Here is a 17569-nt window from a genome sequence, read left to right as displayed (position 1 = left end):
TAACTGTGGCGAGGGAGCTTGCTTGCGCTGGGGCGCGAAGCGGCCCTTTCTTTGGTTCAAAGCAGGGCCTGCTGCGCAGTCCAGCGGGAGCAAGCTCCCTCGCCACACAGGCTTCGTCGGCATGAAAAAAAGGGCAGTCCTTTGCGGGACTGCCCTTTTTATTTGTCGCTGCGACTCAGAGGTCGTCTTTGTCGAAACGTCGTGCTTCGCGTTGCAACTGGTAGACAAAACGTTCGACGTTACGCGCAGCCTGACCACTGATGTTGTGGAAGCGCAGACCGGCAAAGGTGATGTTGAGTTTTTCTTCGAAATGCAGATAACGCAGCTCGACCGACGTTGGCTGGTTGCCGAACAGCGGCGGGGCGATCAGGCGATCGTAGACCTGGCCCAGTTGCAGACGGTCAGTGATGTCGCCTTCGAAGCGGAACTTGCAACCGGTGGCGGAGATATCCAGCAGCTTGCCGTGCAGAGGCGACTTGAGCTTTTCGCCACCCAGTTCAACGCTGACCAGGTCAGTGAGTTTCAACGCAGCGCGGAAGGCGTTGCGGCGCTGGTGATAGACCACTTCGCTCGGCAGGTCGCCGGTGTAGAAACGGTCGCCGTCGGATTCTTCGATGTTCAGCGTGCCGTTGCATTCCCAGGCGATGCGTACGCCGTCATGAAAGCCTTCGACCTTGAACGGCTCGCCCGCTTGCAGGAAACGCTCGCCATCGCGGGGGATCATTTCGTCCAGCGCAATCGTCGCGGTTTCACGGTCGACCTTGATCAGGTAACTCTGGAAGCGCTGGCTGCGTTCATGGAAGGTGATGATCAGCGGGTCATGGCTGTCTTGCAGCTGGCGCAGGTTGCTGGAGATTTCCAGTGGCGTGGTGAGCACCTTCGGAGGCTGCGGAGCATCATCCGCGCTTAGGGTGTTGGACACGGTTCTTCAATCTCCAGACAAAATAAGACTACGACTGGCCAGTATTTTGCCAGCATGTTGCGCGAGTGGATAGTGCAGGGCCACCGAATGGCTCATGCCTGGCTGAGCGTTCGCGGCTTGACCGGTTTGGCAAAGGTCCCGCTGGCGTCGTAAAGCGCTGGCGGCTCACCGCCGGTGAGGATCTTCAACTGATTGGCCGTGGTCGCCTGCTGGATCTGGATTGACCGGCCGTTCTTGGTGTTGGCGTCCTGACATTGCGCGATCAGCGCGGTCAGGGCATCGCCCTGGGCCAGCAACTGGTCGCCAATGCTCGACTGGCTGGCCAGTTGCTCAAGGCCGCTGCGGTCAGTCGGCAGGTTGAGGCTGGCGAGGATTTCGCTGCGCTTGCGGCCATGCTGTTCAAGCAAAATGATCAACGCCTGCTTGGTTGCCAGAATTTCTTCCAGCAGCGGCATGTCACGACCGTGCAAAGCGAGGGATTCGGTTTGCAATAACTCCAGCAATTGTTGCGCTGGAGCAAAGTCGTCGTTGATCAGTTGCAATAAGTTAGTGTCGTGCATGGCTGGCCTTGGGGTTTAAGCGTCCAAAAGCCTGGCGCCGGCAAAAGCCTAGCGCTGGGCTTCGAAGTTGAGCAGTTTGCTGGCTACACGGTTGCTGTCGACTTTATAGCTGCCATCGGCAATCGCGGCTTTCAACTCGGCCACGCGGGCTTTGTCGACAGCAGGTTGATCGCGCAGCTTGTCAGTGACCTTCTGCAACTGTTGAGCCTCATTGCTGAGGTGTACCGATTCCCCGCTTTTGGCGGCACTGGCCGGTTCGGCCTGGGTATTCAGCGGCGCGGAAGGGCTGTTTTCAGCGCTTTCCTTGGCGTTGCTGGTACGTGTACTGCCGGTAAGTGACGAGGAACTGTTCAATCGGTTGAAATCGATAACCATGATAAAAAACCTCTGGGAATTTGGACGCTTGCCATGTTTTCGGCTATCCCCTGAAAAACTTTAGGCCCAATCAACCATAAGCTTGCATGCGCCGTTGCGAGACCTGCTGCGGCACAGTTTAGGGAAGCGACGGGATCGGCGCCAGTTTTCTCCACAGGGCTTTTACATGGCCACTTCGACCTGTCCCGGCGCAATCACCTGCGCCTTGATAACTCTTTGAGAATTAAGGTTTTTTACTCGAATCTGTTCTTTCATGCCGCCATTGGAGAGGGCTTCCCCCGGCATGCGTACGGCAAGGGTGCCGCTACGCGCAGTGATCACCACCTGATCGCCCTTGCGCACCACTTCGGCCTGTTCCAGATGCACCAGTGTGATGACCTGATCGGCGACCGTTGGTCGGGTCAGTTTCTGCCCGATCGCTTCATCGACCGAGGTCAGGAAACCCTGGTTGATCGTGCTGACATCGCGCTCGCGCAACGTCACGTCCTGCGGCTCGATGATGCCGGCGCGTTTCAGCGGACGAGTGGTCGTGACGATCTCGCGAAACAGGCGGACTTGAGCGGGTACGAACACCGTCCAGGGCGAGCTGCCTTCGCATCGGACCTTCACCGTAACGCGGCCCAGCGGGCGGGCCGGGCTCTCCAGAGTGGCTGTCAATTCCTTGTCGCACATGGGCATGCGCATACGCGGGTCGAGCTGGTTGACTTCGATTTCGTAGCGGCCTTCGGTTTGACTGGAAGCCAAATAGTCTTCTACGGTGAATTCAAGAAAGCCCTGAGTCACGCCGATAAGCATATCAGGCAAGGTAACCGCATCAGCATTGGCAGGACTGCCGGCAAGCAAGCAGCAAACGGCGGACACCGCGCAAAGCCCTTTGCGAAGGGAAGATGTCAGGCGTCGGGAAAATGTCGTTTGAGCGTTCATACGAGTTAAAAAGCAAGCGCCGTGCCGTTTAGCAATGAATGTGCGTCGCAACAACACTTGGCGTTGATGTAGGAGTCTGGGCATGGCTGGTGTAATGGATTCGGTGAACCAGCGCACGCAACTGGTAGGGCAGAATCGCCTCGAGCTGCTGTTGTTCCGTCTTGACGGGCCGCAGCTCTACGGGATCAACGTGTTCAAGGTACGGGAAGTGTTGCAATGCCCGTCACTGACCTTGATGCCCAAATCCAGTCCTGTCGTGTGCGGGGTAGCGAATATACGGGGAGCGACCATTCCGATCCTGGATCTGGCAATGGCAACGGGCTCCGGTGCGTTGAAAGACAAGAACAGTCCGTTCGTGATCATCACGGAGTACAACACCAAGACCCAGGGTTTCCTGGTCCGCTCGGTGGAGCGCATCGTCAACATGAACTGGGAAGAGATCCATCCGCCGCCCAAGGGCACCGGTCGCGATCACTACCTCACCGCTGTGACTCGGGTCGACAACCAGTTAGTCGAAATCATCGACGTCGAGAAGGTGCTGGCCGAAGTAGCGCCGACGCCGGAAGCGATTTCGGTGGGCGTGGTCGATGTCGAGACGCAGACCAAAGCGCTGTCGCTGCGGGTGCTGACAGTCGATGACTCGTCGGTGGCGCGCAAGCAGGTCACGCGTTGTCTGCAGACCATCGGTGTCGAAGTGGTGGCGCTGAACGACGGCAAGCAGGCGCTGGATTACCTGCGCAAGCTGGTCGACGAGGGCAAGAAGCCGGAAGAAGAGTTCCTGATGATGATTTCCGACATCGAGATGCCGGAGATGGACGGGTACACCCTGACGGCGGAAATCCGCGGCGACGCGCGCATGCAAAAGCTCCATATCATCCTGCATACTTCGTTGTCGGGGGTATTCAACCAGGCGATGGTCAAGAAAGTCGGTGCTGATGACTTTCTGGCCAAATTCCGTCCTGATGACCTCGCGTCCCGGGTAGTCGACCGGATCAAAGCAGCAGATATCAGCTAAGGGCCTTCTGCCCCTGGCGTTCAACACGATTTAAGAGGCGGCATCATTGTCTACGGGTAATTTGGATTTCGAACAGTTCCGGGTCTTCCTGGAAAAAGCCTGTGGCATTCTGCTCGGTGAAAACAAGCAGTATCTGGTCTCGAGCCGTCTCAACAAACTGATGGAGCAGCAAGGCATCAAGTCTTTGGGTGAGCTGGTTCAGCGCATCCAGACCCAGCCGCGCAGCGGTTTGCGCGAGCAGGTGGTCGATGCCATGACGACCAACGAAACCCTGTGGTTTCGTGACACATATCCGTTTGAAGTCTTGAAGAACAAGGTACTGCCGGAAGCGATCAAGGCCAGCCCCAACCAGCGTCTGCGGATCTGGTCGGCGGCCTGCTCGTCGGGTCAGGAACCGTACTCGCTGTCGATGTCGATCGACGAGTTCGAGCGCAGCAACCTGGGCCAGTTGAAGATGGGCGTGCAGATCGTTGCCACTGATCTGTCGGGCCTGATGCTCAACAATTGCAAGACCGGCGAGTACGACAGCCTGGCGATCGGTCGCGGACTGTCGCCGGAACGCCTGCAACGCTATTTCGACCCGAAAGGGCCGGGGCGCTGGGTGGTCAAGGCGCCGATCAAGAGCCGGGTGGAATTCCGCTCGTTCAACTTGCTCGACAGCTACGCAGCGCTGGGCAAGTTCGACATCGTGTTCTGCCGCAATGTGTTGATCTACTTCTCTGCCGAAGTGAAGAAAGACATCCTGTTGCGCATTCACAGCACGTTGAAGCCGGGCGGGTATCTGTTCCTTGGCGCGTCTGAGGCGCTGAACGGTTTGCCGGATCATTACCAGATGGTCCAGTGCAGCCCGGGGATTATCTACAAGGCGAAATAACCGGTTCGCGGCAATACAAAAACGGGAGGCCCTCAAGGTCTCCCGTTTTTTATGCCTGAATGTTCTCTGCGAATCCTCTGTAGGAGTGAGCCTGCTCGCGATAGCGGCCTACCAGATGCCACATAAGTGACTGATACACCGCAATCGCGAGCAGGCTCACTCCTACAATGGATCTGCGGTGTCAGGGAGAGGGACGGCAAGCGGCAGAAAAGCGGCATCCAGCGGAAACCGGTTGCCGCTTTTCTGGCATTGCCGCTTTGCCTGTTCGGCGCAAAGCCCCGGAATACGGGGGTTCTTCCATTTGGCACGGCGCTTGCTAAAGCTCAGTTACGAAAAACCGGTCACCTGAAGGTTCCCGACATGAGCATCAGCTTCGACAAAGCGCTGGGCATTCACGAAAAGGCATTGGGCTTCCGCGCCCAGCGTGCTGAAGTGCTGGCCAACAACATCGCCAACGCCGACACCCCGAACTACAAGGCGCGGGATCTGGATTTCTCCAAAGTGCTCGAAGCACAGACCGAGAAGACCAAGACCGGCGGCCACTTTGCCCTGAACATGACCAACAGCCGCCACATCGAGGCTGAAGGGTTGGGTAACGGCGACGAGTCGCTGATGTATCGCACGCCGATGCAGCCTTCCATCGACCAGAACACAGTCGACGCTCAACTGGAACAGTCGAACTACGCGGAAAACGCGGTCGGCTTCCAGGCCAGCTTCACCTTGCTCAACAGCAAATTCAAAGGGCTGGTGTCAGCCCTGCGCGGAGAATAATCCATGTCCCTGTCCAGCGTTTTCAACATTGCCGGCAGCGGCATGAGCGCGCAGACCACGCGTCTGAACACCGTGGCGTCGAACATCGCCAACGCCGAAACCGTTTCGTCGAGCATCGACCAGACCTACCGCGCCCGTCACCCGGTGTTCGCCACCATGTTCCAGGGCGGCCAGGCCGGCGGCAGCGATTCGCTGTTCCAGAACCAGGACGCAGCCGGGCAGGGCGTGCAGGTGCTTGGCGTGGTCGAAGACCAGAGCAACCTCGAAGCGCGCTACGAGCCGAACCATCCGGCCGCTGACGCCAAGGGCTATGTCTATTACCCGAACGTCAACGTGGTGGAAGAAATGGCTGACATGATTTCCGCGAGTCGGTCGTTCCAGACCAACGCCGAAATGATGAACACCGCCAAAACCATGATGCAGAAGGTACTGACCCTCGGTCAGTAATAAGGGACGAATGCCATGAGCGTTACGGACACCACCAGCACCCTGAGCATGAAGGACATCCTGGCCAACTCGTCGAAGACGGCCAGCAGCACGACGCCGGGCGGCATCGCCTCGGCGACCAACAGTGCCACCGGCGGCCAGGCGCTGGGCAAGGATGCGTTCCTGCAATTGCTGGTCACCCAGCTGAAAAACCAGAACCCGCTCGACCCGCAGGACAACAGCGCTTTCGTGGCGCAACTGGCGCAGTTCAGCAGCCTTGAAGGCATCACGACGCTGAACTCCACCGTCAGTGGCCTTGCCGGCAACTACAACTCGTCGCAGGCGCTGCAGGCGTCGTCGCTGGTCGGTCGCAACGTGATCGTGCAGACCAACACCGCCCAGCTCGATGACCCGAGCAAAGGCCTGACCGGTTCGGTCACCGTGCCTTCGTCGATTGCCGGCGGCACCGTGACCATCACCGACAAGGACGGCAAAGCCGTGCGCACCATCGACCTCGGCAGCCGCGCCGCCGGCGATGCCAGCTTCACTTGGGACGGCAAGGACACTGCCGGCACCGTGGTTCCGGTCGGCACTTACACGTTCAAGGCCAACGCACCGATCAACGGCACCGCGACCGACCTGGCGACCTACCTGCCAGCGACGGTCAACAGCGTGACGATCAGCCAGACCGGTGGCGAGCTGATGCTCAACCTGGCCGGCAAGGGCACCGTTGCCCTGTCCAAAGTACAAACCATTGGTATATAGAGCCGACTAACCCGGCACGAAGGAGTGGAACATGTCTTTTAACATCGGCCTTAGCGGTCTCTATGCCGCCAACAAACAACTCGACGTGACCGGCAACAACATCGCCAACGTCGCCACCGCCGGTTTCAAATCCTCCCGCGCGGAATTCGAGGACGTGTATTCGTCGACCCGCCTGGGCAGCGGCAGCAAAGTCATCGGTAACGGCGTGCGCCTGGCCAACGTGTCCCAGCAGTTCACCCAGGGTGACATCAACAACACTGGCAACGTGCTGGACATGGGCATCAACGGTTCCGGCTTCTTCACCATGAGCAACAATGGCTCGATCTCGTATACCCGTGCCGGTACGTTCAAGGTCGACAACGCCGGTTACATCACCAACACCGACTACACCTCGCGTCTGCAGGGTTACGGTGTGGATGCCAACGGCAAGATCATCAACGGCGTGTTGACCGATCTGAAGATCGACACCTCGAACCTGGCGCCGAAGTCGTCTTCTTCGGTGACCTCGAGCATCAACCTCAATTCGTCTTCGCCAGTGATCGTTGATACCGGCGCCAGCGCCGTCAAATTCGACCCGTCGAAGCCTGAGACTTACACCAAGTCCTTCAGCACGCCGATCTATGACACTCAGGGTAACTCCCACGTCATGGATCAGTACATGGTCAAGACTGGCGAGAATACCTGGAAGGTTTACACCCTGGTTGATGGACGCAACCCGGACGCTACCGGCAGCAACCCTGTGACCACTGCGCCGGTTGCTTCGACATTGTCGTTCGACAGCTCCGGCAAGCTGGTTCAGGTGAGCACGCCTAACCCGGCGGATCCAGCCAACCCGATCATCAGCAGCGATCTGAAGATGACCGGTTGGGTGCCGGGCACTGTAACCAATGGCGTGTTTACGCCTAACGGCGCGGCAGCGAACCCGAATGGCGTGACCATCTCGATGGCCAACACCACTCAGTACAACGCTGATACCTCGCGTACGATCCCGACTCAGGATGGTTACGCCACTGGCCAGATCACTAACCTGACCATCGACGGCACCGGTACGCTGTTTGCCAACTTCAGCAACAACCAGAGCAAGGCGATTGGTCAGGTTGCGCTGGCCAGCTTCACCAACGAACAGGGCCTGCAGGCTGTGGGTGGCACTAGCTGGAAAGAGACGTTCGCTTCGGGTATTCCGGGCTACGACGCGCCGAAGACCGGTACTTTGGGTGAGGTGGTGTCCAACTCGCTGGAAGAGTCGAACGTTAACCTGACCAACGAGCTGGTTGATCTGATCAAGGGTCAGAGCAACTATCAGGCGAACGCCAAGACCATTTCGACGCAGAGCACGATTATGCAGACCATTATTCAGATGACCTGATTTGGGTTACTGACTGGTTTTTTGGGCCCCTCGGTTTTGAGGGGCTTTTTTTTTGGCCTTGGCGGCCTTTGGGCCGACCAGGCTTTGGTTGGTTTGGGTGAATATCCGTTTTTTGCGGTGTTGCGGATGGCGGTTTCGCCCTTACGGCGAGGCACTTTTTCCAGACGCCGAAAAAGTACCCAAAAAGGCTTGCTCCTGCGTTCGGCCCTCGCAGGCTCGGGTTCCTTCGCTGCGGGATCGATCCGGGCGCAGCGGCTCCGGTTTGCTTCGCTGCACCTACACTCGCTGTGTTTGGCTGCGCCAAACGGTCGCTGCGCTCCCACACCCGGATCAATCCCTCCACTCAGCCTTCCGACGTCGCCCGTAGATCAAAAGCACTCGAGCTTGCGCTCATTGTTGAGTGGTGCGGCTTCGCCGCGGGCAGCTGCGCTGTTTTGCTTTTCTGTAGGAGTGAGCCTGCTCGCGAAGGCGGCCTGCCAGACGGCCTGTTCTTGAGTGGTACGCGATCCAACTGTAGGAGCTGCCGAAGGCTGCGATCTTTTGATCTTGCTTTTGCTTTTGCTTTTGCTCTGGCTCTTGATCTTTTGCCCCTTCGGCAGGCTTCGTTACGGGATTGATCCGGGGGTGGGAGCGCAGCGACCGTACGACGCAGTCGTACACAGCGAGTGTAGGTGCAGCGGAGCAAACCGGAGCCGCTGCGCCCGGATCGGTCCCGTAACGAAGGTACCCCGAGCCCCAGCGAGCGGGCCGTACGCCGGGGCAAAGCCTTTTGCTTACTTTTTGGCGTTTGAAAAAGTGAGTCGCTGTAAGAGCGAAACCGCCAGCCGCAGCACCGAGAAAACGGATATTCACCCAAACCCCCAAGAGCCTGGTCGGCCCAGAGGCCGCCAAGCCCGGCAAAAACAAAACCCCCGACAAACCAGAAGTCTGTCGGGGGTTTCTTTTGCCTGAAGATCCCAAGCGTCTCGCAACGCCTGGGATCAGCTCAGCTTATTGGCAAGCTTCGCAATCCGGCTCGTCAATCGCGCAAGCCTTTGGCACTGGCGCCGGACCTGCCGGAGCGGCCAGGACCGAATCGTCGCCATGGTTGCCGCCGCTGGAAACAGCGTTCAGCTTGCCGGTGTTGATGGTCGACTTCTCGGTGCTGGTCGCGGCCAGGGCACGGAGGTAGTAAGTGGTTTTCAGGCCACGGTACCAGGCCATGCGGTAGGTCACGTCGAGCTTCTTGCCCGATGCGCCGGCGATGTACAGGTTCAGCGACTGGGCCTGGTCGATCCACTTCTGACGACGGCTGGCGGCGTCAACGATCCACTTGGTGTCCACTTCGAACGCGGTCGCGTAGAGCTCTTTGAGTTCTTGCGGGATGCGCTCGATCTGCTGCACCGAACCGTCGTAGTACTTCAGGTCGTTGATCATCACCGAGTCCCACAGACCGCGAGCTTTCAGGTCGCGAACCAGGTACGGGTTGATCACGGTGAATTCGCCCGACAGGTTCGATTTCACGTAGAGGTTCTGGTAGGTCGGTTCGATCGACTGCGAGACGCCAGTGATGTTGGCGATGGTCGCGGTCGGGGCGATGGCCATGATGTTCGAGTTACGGATACCTTTCTGTACACGGGCGCGAACCGGTGCCCAGTCCAGGGTTTCCTTCAGGTCGACGTCGATGTACTTCTCGCCGCGCTGCTCGATCAGGATCTGTTGCGAATCCAGCGGCAGGATGCCCTTGGACCACAGCGAACCGTTGAACGTCTCGTAGGCGCCGCGCTCGTCGGCCAGGTCGCAGGAGGCCTGGATCGCATAGTAGCTGACCGCTTCCATCGACTTGTCGGCGAACTCGACGGCAGCGTCGGAGCCGTAGGCGATGTGCTGCAGGTACAGAGCGTCCTGGAAGCCCATGATGCCCAGACCGACCGGACGGTGGCGGAAGTTGGAGTTCTTCGCTTGCGGCACCGAGTAGTAGTTGATGTCGATCACGTTATCGAGCATGCGCACGGCGGTGTTCACGGTGCGTTGCAGCTTGGCGGTATCGAGCTTGCCGTCGACGATGTGGTTCGGCAGGTTGATCGAGCCCAGGTTGCAAACGGCGATCTCGTCCTTGTTGGTGTTCAAGGTGATCTCGGTGCACAGGTTCGAACTGTGGACCACGCCGACGTGTTGCTGCGGGCTGCGCAGGTTGCACGGGTCCTTGAACGTCAGCCATGGGTGGCCGGTTTCGAACAGCATGGACAGCATCTTGCGCCACAGGTCTTTGGCCTGGATGGTCTTGAACAGCTTGACCTTGCCCGGGTACTCGGTCAGCGCTTCGTAGTACTCGTAGCGCTCTTCGAAGGCTTTACCGGTCAGGTCGTGCAGGTCCGGTACTTCGGATGGCGAGAACAGGGTCCACTTGCCGTCATCGAAGACACGCTTCATGAACAGGTCAGGGATCCAGTTGGCGGTGTTCATGTCGTGGGTACGACGACGATCATCACCGGTGTTCTTGCGCAGCTCGATGAACTCTTCGATGTCCATGTGCCAGGTTTCCAGGTAGGCACACACAGCGCCTTTGCGCTTGCCACCCTGGTTCACGGCCACAGCGGTGTCGTTCACCACTTTGAGGAACGGCACCACGCCTTGCGACTTGCCGTTGGTGCCCTTGATGTACGAACCCAGTGCACGCACCGGCGTCCAGTCGTTGCCCAGGCCGCCGGCAAACTTCGACAGCATGGCATTGTCGTGGATCGCGTGATAGATGCCCGACAGGTCATCCGGCACGGTGGTCAGGTAGCAGCTCGACAGCTGTGGACGCAGGGTGCCGGCGTTGAACAGGGTCGGGGTCGAAGCCATGTAGTCGAACGAGGACAGCAGGTTGTAGAACTCGATCGCACGGTCTTCTTTCTGCTTCTCTTCGATCGCAAGACCCATGGCCACGCGCATGAAGAAGATCTGCGGCAGTTCGAAACGCACGCCATCCTTGTGGATGAAGTAACGGTCGTACAGGGTCTGCAGGCCCAGGTAGGTGAATTGCTGATCGCGTTCGTGGTTGATCGCCTTGCCCAGTTTTTCCAGGTCGAAGGTGGCCAGCACAGGGTTCAGCAGTTCGAACTCGATACCTTTGGCGATGTAGGCCGGCAGTGCCTTGGCGTACAGGTCGGCCATTTCGTGATGGGTGGCGCTTTCGGCGACTTCGAGGAAGTTCAGGCCTTCGGCACGCAGGGTGTCCATCAGCAGGCGGGCGGTGACGAACGAGTAGTTCGGCTCGCGCTCGACCAGGGTACGGGCGGTCATTACCAGGGCGGTGTTGACGTCGGTCAGGGCCACGCCGTCGTACAGGTTCTTCAGGGTTTCGCGCTGGATCAGGTCGCCGTCGACTTCTTCCAGACCTTCGCAGGCCTCGGTGACGATGGTGTTCAGGCGGCCCATGTCCAGCGGCGCGAGGCTGCCGTCGGCGCGGGTGATGCGGATCGACGGGTGTGCATTGACGGCTGCTTCGGCCGGGGCGTGGGCAGCGCGCTCTTTCGAACGGCCGTCACGGTAGATCACGTAGTCACGCGCGACTTTCTGCTCGCCGGCGCGCATCAGGGCCAGTTCGACCTGGTCCTGGATTTCTTCGATGTGGATGGTGCCACCCGATGGCATGCGACGCTTGAAGGTCGCGGTGACCTGTTCGGTCAGGCGCGCAACAGTGTCGTGGATTCGCGACGAAGCGGCAGCGGTGCCGCCCTCAACTGCGAGAAACGCTTTGGTGATAGCGACGGTGATCTTGTCATCGGTGTAAGGAACGACAGTGCCATTACGCTTGATCACGCGCAGCTGGCCAGGCGCGGTGGCTGCCAGATCCGAAGTCGAATCGGCGGCCTGCGGCAAGGTGCCCTGCGGGTTCTCGCGAGTTGTGTCGGTTTGCATGGGGGGTGGTCTCCACATTCTCTATGTTTGTTTGGCACCGTCATGGTGCTCACCGTTCTGTACCGAAGCACTGCAACCGACGGGCGTCGGCATTACAAACTTCGGAACAGTAGGAAAAAGGCTGCAACGCCGCATCCTTGCCGAAGTTTTGGTCGTGAGCCGAAGCTCGCTACCGGATTCCTTCGCGGGTGACAGTCATGACTGCAACACCCATACCGTTTTGTCCGTTTCGGACCAAATAAAACGGTGCCATCCGCCAGTGCGGTTCGGACTTGAAAAAACTCGTTCGTTCTACCGGAAACTGGCCATAAAGCACTTGAGTTTCAGGTCTGAAATGTGGTTGGGCGATTTTGACGAAAACCCCATATGTAGGGTCTGCGTTTTCGCGGTGCTACAAGATAATGCGTTTCAGGGGAGGATTGCAACGTACTACCTGTGGATAAGCCTGTGCGTAATTTGTGTAAGAAACAGGGAAAACGCGTGTAGGCCGCGAACCTGCTGAGCCAGACCGTTTGTCACTGTTTTTTTGCCTGGAAAAACGCTTCAGCGGTTTTTTAAGGGCGCGAACCCTACCACAGAATTCCGCCTTGTCCGAACGCATTTACCGACTTGTTTTCCGGGTGATCGGCGTTTATACAATCGCTGGGTGCACGGGCATTTTTATCCTCCCGAAACATGACAAATGAACGGGAGGAGGGACCGCGTTCATTCAGCACAGCCTTCTCATATCAATAAAAACAGCAAGCAGAGGTCACCGGTGGAGCAACAAACCTGGCAGGTATTGATCGTCGAGGATGACCAGCGACTGGCCGAGCTGACCCGCGATTACCTGCAAGCCAATGGCCTGCGCGTGGAGATCGAAGGCAACGGTGCGCTGGCGGCGGCGCGGATCATCAAGGAGCAACCGGATCTGGTGATCCTCGATCTGATGCTGCCCGGCGAGGATGGCCTGAGCATTTGCCGCAAGGTGCGCGACCGGTACGACGGGCCGATCCTGATGCTCACCGCGCGCACCGACGACGCCGATCAGATCCACGGCCTCGACCTCGGTGCCGACGATTACGTGTGCAAACCGGTGCGCCCGCGCTTGTTGCTGGCGCGCATCCAGGCGTTGCTGCGACGCAGTGACACACCCGAGCCGGTCGCGGAAAAATCCCGTCGTCTGCAATTCGGTCCACTGGTGGTCGACAACGCGTTGCGCGAAGCCTGGCTTAGCGACAACGGCATCGAGTTGACCAGCGCCGAGTTCGACCTGCTCTGGCTGCTGGTCTCCAACGCCGGGCGGATTCTTTCGCGCGAAGAAATCTTCACTGCCCTGCGCGGCATCGGCTACGACGGCCAGGATCGCTCGATCGACGTGCGCATCTCGCGCATCCGCCCGAAAATCGGCGACGACCCCGACCATCCGCGCCTGATCAAGACCATCCGCAGCAAAGGCTACCTGTTCGTCCCTGAAGCCTGCGCAGACCTGGCCTTGTGAATTCGATTTTCCTGCGCATCTATGGCGGCATGTGCGCCGCGCTGATTCTGGTGGCGGTGCTTGGCGTGCTGGCGCTGAACCTGCTCAATCAGGTGCGCAGCGAGCAATACCGCGAGCGCCTGGCCCACGGCACGTTCTCGCTGATGGCCGACAACCTGCAACCGATGAACCAGACCGAGCGCCATCGCGCGCTGCTGGTGTGGGAGCGGCTGCTCGGTATTCCGCTGACGCTGAAGAAATTCGCCGAAACCGACCTCGATCTGGCCCAGCGCACCCGCGTGCTGCGCGGTCAGGCGCTGGTCGAGCAGACCGGGCCGCACGCGGCCAAGGTCTATCGGCTGATCAATGAAAAAGAGCAGCTTGTACTGGTAGGAGAGGTGCAGCAGATCAGCGAGCAACTGGCTCGGGCGACTATTTACCTGCTCGCCGATGAACTGGTGCGGGTGCCGGTCGGCGAACAGCCCAAACGTCTGGCGCAGATAAAGCAGGAAAAGGGTTTCGGCTTCGATCTGCGTCTGGTCACGGTGAATGACGCCGACATGGACGAAGACCAGAGTCGCCGCGTGGCCGAGGGCGACACGGTGATGGCGCTGGGCAAGGGCGGCGATTCGATTCGCGTGTTTGCCGGCATGGTCGGTACGCCGTGGGTGCTGGAAATCGGCCCGCTGTATCAAATGAATCCGTACCCGCCGGAATGGCTGGTGCTGATTGCCGCGCTGGGGCTGACGCTGATCGGCCTTATCGTTTATCTGCTGGTGCGTCAGCTCGAGCGGCGTTTGCGTGGTCTCGAAGCGGCGGCCACGCGCATTGCCAAGGGCAGTCTTGAAACCCGCGTGCCGGCGCGTGGCGCCGACTCGGTCGGGCGTCTGGCATCGGCGTTCAATGGCATGGCTGAGCATCTGCAACAGTTGCTGGCGATCCAGCGTGAACTGGTGCGCGCGGTGTCCCATGAACTGCGCACGCCAGTGGCGCGCCTGCGTTTCGGTCTGGAAATGATCGGCACGGCGACCACCCCGCAAGCGCTGGAGAAATACCGCGAAGGCATGGATCACGACATCGAGGACCTCGATAAGCTGGTCGACGAAATGCTCACCTACGCGCGACTGGAACAGGGCTCGCCAGCGCTGACTTTCCAGCGCATCGATCTGGATGCGCTGGTCAATCAGGTGATCGAGGAGCTGGCGCCGCTACGCGCCGAGGTCACTGTGCAGCGCGGTTTGTGTCTGTCAGCCGCCGACAACGATGGCGCGTGGGTCGAGGCCGAGCCGCGTTATCTGCATCGGGCGCTGCAGAACCTGGTGGGCAACGCGATGCGTCATGCCCATTCACAGGTGACGGTGAGTTATCAGGTCGGCCAGCTGCGCTGTCGCATCGACGTCGAGGACGACGGACCGGGCGTGCCGGAAGTGGCGTGGGAGCGGATCTTCACGCCGTTCCTGCGCCTGGACGACAGCCGTACGCGGGCGTCGGGCGGGCATGGCTTGGGGTTGTCGATCGTGCGGCGGATCATTCACTGGCACGACGGCCGGGCGATCATTGGCAAGAGCAAGAGTCTGGGCGGGGCGTGTTTCAGTCTGAGTTGGCCGAGAAATCAGGAGCGCCGGTAGGTTGTGTGGTGGCAGGGCTGGCCTCATCGCGAGCAGGCTCACTCCTACATTTGGAATGCGTTCACCCTGTAGGAGTGAGCCTGCTCGCGATAGCGCCAGTGCCGGCAATGCAAATCTTCAGGCCTGAATGCTGACCAGACTCAACAATTGCCCATCCTGCACCCCGAACTGCGCCTCCAGCTCCGAACCGTTGCGCCATTCGCTCGACAGATCCGTCAATAACCGCAGCCTGACCTGACCCGCCTCAGTCCATTCCAGCACTTCGGCGTGCTCGAAATAGAAGCGCTGCTGGACGATCGGGTACAGCGCCTTGAACAGACTCTCCTTGACCGAAAACGTCAAGGTCACCAGCAGCGCCAGTTGATCCTGCGGCCCAGCCGCCATGCGCTGCATTTCCGCCGGGGTGAGGATTTCCCCGGCCAGACGTTCGGCGCGCTCATGGCTCAGCAGGTTTTCCAGATCCATGCCCAAGCCGCGCCAGTGCCGCTTGTTGGCGACAATCGCTGCGGCGCGGCCGGTGCTGTGGGTGATCGAGCCGCAGATATGCGCTGGCCACACCGGCGCGCGGTCCTCGCCGATCGGCGGGATGACGTTCAAACCTTCGAGTTGTTGCAGCGCGGCACGGGCACAGATTCGCCCGGCGAGAAACTCGGCCTGACGCTTGGCCACTGAACGCTGAATGCTCGGCGGCGCGATGACAGCGCTGCGCTGAAAGTCATCGCCAAGCAACTGCGCCGGGTTGAAGTGGGTACTGAGCAGCACGGTGTCGGCCAACACCGTCGGCAACGGCCAGTGGCTGTCGAGCGCGGTGCAGCAGGCGGGCAGGGCGGGGATGGTATGCATGGCGGGCATTTTGCCGGTTAGCTTCGAGGCTGAACAGTAGGCCCTGTTTTTGTGGCGAGGGAGCTTGCTCCCGCTGGGGCGCGAAGCGCCCCCCCAAAAACCTGCTGATATCTGTCAGCGAGAAGGTCGCCAGCAGGTTTGGCGACGACTGCGTCGCCGAGCGGGAGCAAGCTCCCTCGCCACAAAGGCGCGTTAGCCGAAAATCTTCTTGAAGAACGCCTGCATGTCCGCCCAGGATTTTTCATCCGCCGCCTTGTTGTAACCAATGTCCGGCCCACCATGCTCGCCATGACTCAAGCGGTCGGCATCCGGATTGCTGAAGCCGTGCTTGGCGCCATCCAGGCTGACGAACTGGTAGTCCGCCCCGGCCTTGTCCATTTCCGCCTTGAACGCAGTGACGTTGTCCTGCGTGACCATGCTGTCCAGCGCACCATGCTCGACCAGGATTTTCGCCTTCACGCTGCCCGGGGTCGCCGGGGTCTTGGTCGCCAGCGCGCCATGGAAACTCACCACACCGGCCACCGGCACACCCTGACGCGCTGCATTCAGCACCACGCCGCCGCCGAAGCAGTAGCCGATGGCGGCAATCCTGTTCGGGTCGGTCTGCGTTTGCTGCTTCAGCAGCTCCAGCCCGGCGGCGAAGCGTTTACTGGCGGCATCGGCATCCTTGGTCGCTGCCTGCATGAAGGCCATGGCATCTTTCGGGTGCTCGGTGTTTTTGCCATCGCCGTACATGTCGATGGCCAGTGCGCTGTAGCCGAGTTCGGCGAGATCCCGTGCGCGGCGTTTGGCGTAATCGTTCAGCCCCCACCATTCGTGGACCACGACAACGCCGGGGCGTGGGCTTTTGATCGCGTCGTCATAGGCGTAGTAACCGATCAGTTTGCTGCCGTCGGCGCTTTGATAAGGGATTTCTTCAGTCTTGATCGCAGCCTGGGTGAAGCTGCTGACCGCCAGCAAAGCAAGGGCGAGGAACAGGCGCATGGTCGGGTCTCCTTATGGAAAGTGGTCAGAACAGCCTAGTCGATCTGGTTCAGGTCAGGTTCAGAGACGGTTCAGGGGCCGTACAGGGGCGGCTCAGTAACCTTGCGCCATACCCAAACAGCACTGTGAAAGAGGAAATACCCATGACTCGTATCAACAAACTGCTGCTGGCTTTTACCCTGTTAGGCTCCAGCATCGCGGCCAACGCCGACGACACCAGCAACTTCGCCGGCCTGACGTTCGGCCAGACCAGCGACAAGATCGACAAGTCCCACGCACTGAACAATAACCTCGGCCACCCCAACGCCACCGGAGCCATCGACGGCAACAACACCTACGGCATGCGCCTCGGTCAGCAAAACAGCCAGGGCCGCTACTACGCCACCTACGACAACGTTTCCGGCTCGCACAATGGCGTTAAACTGCGCCAGGAAAACCTGCTCGGCAGCTATGACCTGTTCTACCCGGTGGGCGGCAGCACCAAGTTGTTCGGCGGCGCCACGGCCGGTCTGACCAAACTGACTCAGGATTCGCCAGGCTTCAGCCGTGACAGCGACATCGGTTACGCCATCGGTGGCCAGGTCGGGGTCTTGCAGCAAGTTTCACAAAACACCTCGGTGGAACTCGGTTACCGTTACCTGCGCAGCAACGCCAGCACCGAAATGAAAGAGAGCGGCGGCAGCAAACAGGGCTCGCTGGACTTGACCAGCAGCGCGCAGACCTACCTGTCGGCCAACTACTATTTCTAAGCAGTTGTCGCCGATTGAATAGT

16 protein-coding genes are annotated in these 17569 nt (G+C 59.7%); 9 read left to right on the top strand and 7 right to left on the bottom strand.

All coding sequences use genetic code 11. The annotated features are described in order from the left end of the window. Positions 1 to 175: 175 nt before the first annotated feature. The 4 genes from QRN33_RS25280 to flgA form a co-directional block, all read right to left on the bottom strand. Entirely contained in the window at positions 176 to 922 is a 747-nt protein-coding gene (locus QRN33_RS25280; protein ID WP_042607190.1) for a flagellar brake protein, read from the bottom strand. 92 nt (positions 923 to 1014) lie between these two features. Next, positions 1015 to 1482: a flagella synthesis protein FlgN gene (locus tag QRN33_RS25275; protein WP_042607189.1), complete on the bottom strand. Its 468-nt coding sequence runs from the start codon at positions 1480 to 1482 to the stop codon at positions 1015 to 1017. Between the two features lie 48 nt (positions 1483 to 1530). Beyond that, positions 1531 to 1857 carry a flagellar biosynthesis anti-sigma factor FlgM gene (flgM, locus tag QRN33_RS25270; RefSeq protein ID WP_042607188.1) on the bottom strand — a complete coding sequence of 109 codons (327 nt, stop codon included), beginning with the start codon at positions 1855 to 1857 and terminating at the stop codon, positions 1531 to 1533. A gap of 162 nt (positions 1858 to 2019) precedes the next feature. Continuing rightward, complete coding sequence (gene flgA, locus QRN33_RS25265; RefSeq protein ID WP_080902460.1) at positions 2020 to 2781, bottom strand: flagellar basal body P-ring formation chaperone FlgA; 762 nt, start codon at positions 2779 to 2781, stop codon at positions 2020 to 2022. Between the two features lie 82 nt (positions 2782 to 2863). Here flgA and QRN33_RS25260 point away from each other — a divergent pair, with 82 nt between their 5' ends. The 6 genes from QRN33_RS25260 to flgE all read left to right on the top strand — a co-directional run bounded on the left by QRN33_RS25260 (position 2864) and on the right by flgE (position 7998). After that, the gene (locus QRN33_RS25260) at positions 2864 to 3796 is read left to right on the top strand and encodes a chemotaxis protein CheV (RefSeq protein WP_016773611.1); all 933 of its coding nucleotides are present in this window, start codon (positions 2864 to 2866) and stop codon (positions 3794 to 3796) included. A 46-nt stretch (positions 3797 to 3842) separates the two neighbouring features. Next, positions 3843 to 4670, top strand: coding sequence for a protein-glutamate O-methyltransferase CheR (gene cheR / locus QRN33_RS25255; protein WP_016773612.1), 828 nt, complete (start codon positions 3843 to 3845; stop codon positions 4668 to 4670). Positions 4671 to 5030: 360 nt separating this feature from the next. Further along, positions 5031 to 5441, top strand: a complete 411-nt coding sequence (gene flgB / locus QRN33_RS25250; protein ID WP_016773613.1) for a flagellar basal body rod protein FlgB — start codon at positions 5031 to 5033, stop codon at positions 5439 to 5441. Between the two features lie 3 nt (positions 5442 to 5444). Beyond that, complete coding sequence (gene flgC, locus QRN33_RS25245) at positions 5445 to 5888, top strand: flagellar basal body rod protein FlgC (RefSeq protein ID WP_042607186.1); 444 nt, start codon at positions 5445 to 5447, stop codon at positions 5886 to 5888. Between the two features lie 15 nt (positions 5889 to 5903). Continuing rightward, positions 5904 to 6632, top strand: a complete 729-nt coding sequence (gene flgD, locus QRN33_RS25240) for a flagellar hook assembly protein FlgD (RefSeq protein ID WP_042607185.1) — start codon at positions 5904 to 5906, stop codon at positions 6630 to 6632. Positions 6633 to 6663: 31 nt separating this feature from the next. Next, positions 6664 to 7998: a flagellar hook protein FlgE gene (gene flgE / locus QRN33_RS25235; RefSeq protein ID WP_285410794.1), complete on the top strand. Its 1335-nt coding sequence runs from the start codon at positions 6664 to 6666 to the stop codon at positions 7996 to 7998. Positions 7999 to 8988: 990 nt separating this feature from the next. Here flgE and QRN33_RS25230 read toward each other — a convergent pair. Continuing rightward, positions 8989 to 11883 (bottom strand): ribonucleoside-diphosphate reductase subunit alpha, encoded by a 2895-nt coding sequence (locus QRN33_RS25230; protein ID WP_024013986.1) that lies wholly within the window; start codon positions 11881 to 11883, stop codon positions 8989 to 8991. A 757-nt stretch (positions 11884 to 12640) separates the two neighbouring features. Here QRN33_RS25230 and QRN33_RS25225 point away from each other — a divergent pair. Both QRN33_RS25225 and QRN33_RS25220 read left to right on the top strand, forming a co-directional pair. Further along, positions 12641 to 13363: a response regulator gene (locus QRN33_RS25225; RefSeq protein ID WP_042607182.1), complete on the top strand. Its 723-nt coding sequence runs from the start codon at positions 12641 to 12643 to the stop codon at positions 13361 to 13363. Beyond that, positions 13360 to 14970 (top strand): ATP-binding protein, encoded by a 1611-nt coding sequence (locus tag QRN33_RS25220; RefSeq protein WP_285410792.1) that lies wholly within the window; start codon positions 13360 to 13362, stop codon positions 14968 to 14970. The genes QRN33_RS25225 and QRN33_RS25220 overlap by 4 nt, the downstream gene beginning before the upstream one ends. 117 nt (positions 14971 to 15087) lie before the next feature. Here the strand turns inward: QRN33_RS25220 and QRN33_RS25215 are convergent, their stop codons facing one another. Beyond that, a complete protein-coding gene (locus QRN33_RS25215; RefSeq protein WP_065616788.1) occupies positions 15088 to 15813 on the bottom strand; it encodes a 4'-phosphopantetheinyl transferase family protein in 726 nt (241 codons plus the stop codon). A gap of 192 nt (positions 15814 to 16005) precedes the next feature. Then, a complete protein-coding gene (locus QRN33_RS25210; protein ID WP_285410790.1) occupies positions 16006 to 16797 on the bottom strand; it encodes a dienelactone hydrolase family protein in 792 nt (263 codons plus the stop codon). Between the two features lie 143 nt (positions 16798 to 16940). Here QRN33_RS25210 and QRN33_RS25205 point away from each other — a divergent pair, with 143 nt between their 5' ends. Beyond that, positions 16941 to 17546, top strand: coding sequence for a membrane protein (locus tag QRN33_RS25205; protein WP_039757849.1), 606 nt, complete (start codon positions 16941 to 16943; stop codon positions 17544 to 17546). The last annotated feature ends 23 nt before the right edge of the window (positions 17547 to 17569 follow it).

The organism is Pseudomonas sp. FR229a, assembly GCF_030209115.1.
GTDB lineage: Bacteria > Pseudomonadota > Gammaproteobacteria > Pseudomonadales > Pseudomonadaceae > Aquipseudomonas > Aquipseudomonas moraviensis_A.
Note: the sequence above shows the minus strand (reverse complement) of the source record. Positions and strands in the feature narration are given on the sequence as shown.

Excerpts from the sequence above, each read along its gene's own strand:
- flgB (WP_016773613.1), top strand. The coding sequence starts at position 5,031 with ATGAGCATCAGCTTCGACAAAGCGCTGGGCATTCACGAAAAGGCATTG.
- flgD (WP_042607185.1), top strand. The coding sequence starts at position 5,904 with ATGAGCGTTACGGACACCACCAGCACCCTGAGCATGAAGGACATCCTG.
- QRN33_RS25210 (WP_285410790.1), bottom strand. The coding sequence starts at position 16,797 with ATGCGCCTGTTCCTCGCCCTTGCTTTGCTGGCGGTCAGCAGCTTCACC.
- QRN33_RS25230 (WP_024013986.1), bottom strand. The coding sequence starts at position 11,883 with ATGCAAACCGACACAACTCGCGAGAACCCGCAGGGCACCTTGCCGCAG.
- flgA (WP_080902460.1), bottom strand. The coding sequence starts at position 2,781 with ATGAACGCTCAAACGACATTTTCCCGACGCCTGACATCTTCCCTTCGC.
- flgC (WP_042607186.1), top strand. The coding sequence starts at position 5,445 with ATGTCCCTGTCCAGCGTTTTCAACATTGCCGGCAGCGGCATGAGCGCG.
- QRN33_RS25260 (WP_016773611.1), top strand. The coding sequence starts at position 2,864 with ATGGCTGGTGTAATGGATTCGGTGAACCAGCGCACGCAACTGGTAGGG.
- QRN33_RS25205 (WP_039757849.1), top strand. The coding sequence starts at position 16,941 with ATGACTCGTATCAACAAACTGCTGCTGGCTTTTACCCTGTTAGGCTCC.
- flgE (WP_285410794.1), top strand. The coding sequence starts at position 6,664 with ATGTCTTTTAACATCGGCCTTAGCGGTCTCTATGCCGCCAACAAACAA.
- flgM (WP_042607188.1), bottom strand. The coding sequence starts at position 1,857 with ATGGTTATCGATTTCAACCGATTGAACAGTTCCTCGTCACTTACCGGC.
- QRN33_RS25215 (WP_065616788.1), bottom strand. The coding sequence starts at position 15,813 with ATGCATACCATCCCCGCCCTGCCCGCCTGCTGCACCGCGCTCGACAGC.
- QRN33_RS25275 (WP_042607189.1), bottom strand. The coding sequence starts at position 1,482 with ATGCACGACACTAACTTATTGCAACTGATCAACGACGACTTTGCTCCA.